Here is a 1,927-nt window from a genome sequence, read left to right on the forward strand (position 1 = left end):
CCGTAATAACGGATTGTATTACTTCGGCCATCTTGCCCGTTATACTGCCCAGCCCGTTTATTATGCCTTCGGAAATGCGGGCGGCCATATCTACGCCTATTTGCCCGAATTGTCCAGCCTGCGCCGTCATTCCGGCTACTACCTGTTGCACAATGGCCGTTACCGCGCCGTCCAGCGCGGCCACGTTGGATATAATGCCGTCGTTCACCGAACGCACCGCTTCGGCGGCGGTCATTTCCCCCGCGCCACCCATTGCGGCGGTCATTTCAGAAGAAACGCCGCCCATGCTGTCACCAAAGCCCACGCCTACGCCTTCGCCCATATACGAACCGATTTCCGCAAATACGGTGGAAGGGGAGTGAATGCCAAAAAACCCCTTTATGTTCGATACAAGGTTAGAAGCCCAGCCGGACACCTGTTGCCACAACCAGCCCGCCGCCCCGCTGATACCTTCCCACAACCCGCGAAGCAGATTGCCGCCCGCGTTGATAAGCTCCCCGCGTAGGTTAGAAAATGCCTGCACAATGCCCGTTACAATCTGCGGCACGGCCTTCACGATTTCAACAATGATTGTCGGAAGATTTTTTATCAGCGAAACGAACAGTTGCACGCCTGCTTGTACGATCTGCGGTATACTTCCAACCAAAGCCGTTACAAGCGAAGTGATTATTTGCGGTATAGCCGCGACAACGGTTGTAATGATTTCCGGCAATGCCTGAATCAGCGACACAAACAATTCAATGCCCGCTTGAATGATCTGCGGTATACTGTTTGTTAGGGCTGTCACCAGTGAAGAAACAATTTGCGGTATTGCTGTAACAACGGTTGTAATGATTTCCGGCAATGCCTGAATCAGCGACACAAACAATTCAATGCCCGCTTGAATGATCTGCGGTATACTGTTTGTTAAGGCGGTCAGCAGTCCGGCCAAAATCTGCGGGATTGCCCCGACAATCGTTGCAATAATTTCCGGCAATGCCTGAATCAGCGACACAAATAATTCAATGCCTGCTTGAATAATCTGCGGTATACTGCCAGTTAAGGCAGTTATAAGCCCCTCTATAATCTGCGGGATCGCCGCAACGATTGTTTCAATAATCTGCGGCAAGGCTTGTACAAGAGAAGTGAAAAGGGAAATACCCGCTTGAATGATCTGCGGGATTGCCGAAAGAAGCCCGTCAATCAACACCGTTATCAGGGAAGGAAGCGCGGCCACCAAAACGGGAACCGCGTTTATAATCCCTTGCGCAAGCCCTGTTATAAGCTGTAATGCCGCGTCGATCAACATAGGGATATTTTCAACCAGCGTTTGCACCATTGCAACCACGACTTCAACGATCTTCGGTAACAACTGCGGCAACGCTTCCCCGATCCCGTTTGCCAGCGCAAGAACAATCTGCACCGCCCCTTCCAGAAGAAGGGGAAGAACGCTTATAAGCCCGTCGATCAAAGAAAGGATAATTTGCGTTGCGGCTTCTGCAATCGCGGGCAAGGCCCCAATCAGCCCTTGCACAATCGCGTTTATCATTTCTACCGCCGCTGTGCTGATTGTCGGAAGGCTTGTTACAAGCCCGTCAACCAGCCCTAACACAATTTCGGTTGCAAACTCTGTAATCTGTGGAAGGATCGTCGAAAAGTCTTCCACCAATCCGGCAAGGGCTGTCCCGAATGTGTCAGCCATTTTAGAAATATCGCCGTTTGCGGAAGCCGCACCCGCCGAAAGCTCATTGACAAAATCCGAAAGGGCGGGTAACGCCTCTTGCCCTATGGGAAGAACAAAATTTGTTTTCAGGACGCGCCCCAAGCCGGACATTGCCGATCCAAAATCATCATATTTCACCGCGTTTATCGCGGAAAGCGCGTCCGTTGTGGTGCTAATTTCGCCGTTCAGGTTTGTTAAAGCCTTCATGCCCTCAACGCCTAAATC

The 1,927-nt window shown here is 51.4% G+C and carries 1 protein-coding gene; it reads right to left on the reverse strand.

Annotated elements, in window-relative coordinates; translation table 11 throughout:
• On the reverse strand, positions 1 to 1,909 hold a 1,909-nt coding region (locus U8U68_RS21140), incomplete at its 3' end, for a phage tail protein (protein WP_437124462.1).
• Positions 1,910 to 1,927 lie beyond the last annotated feature (18 nt).

The sequence above is a fragment of the Acutalibacter intestini genome, from assembly GCF_034334985.1.
GTDB classification, from domain to species: domain Bacteria; phylum Bacillota; class Clostridia; order Oscillospirales; family Acutalibacteraceae; genus Acutalibacter; species Acutalibacter intestini.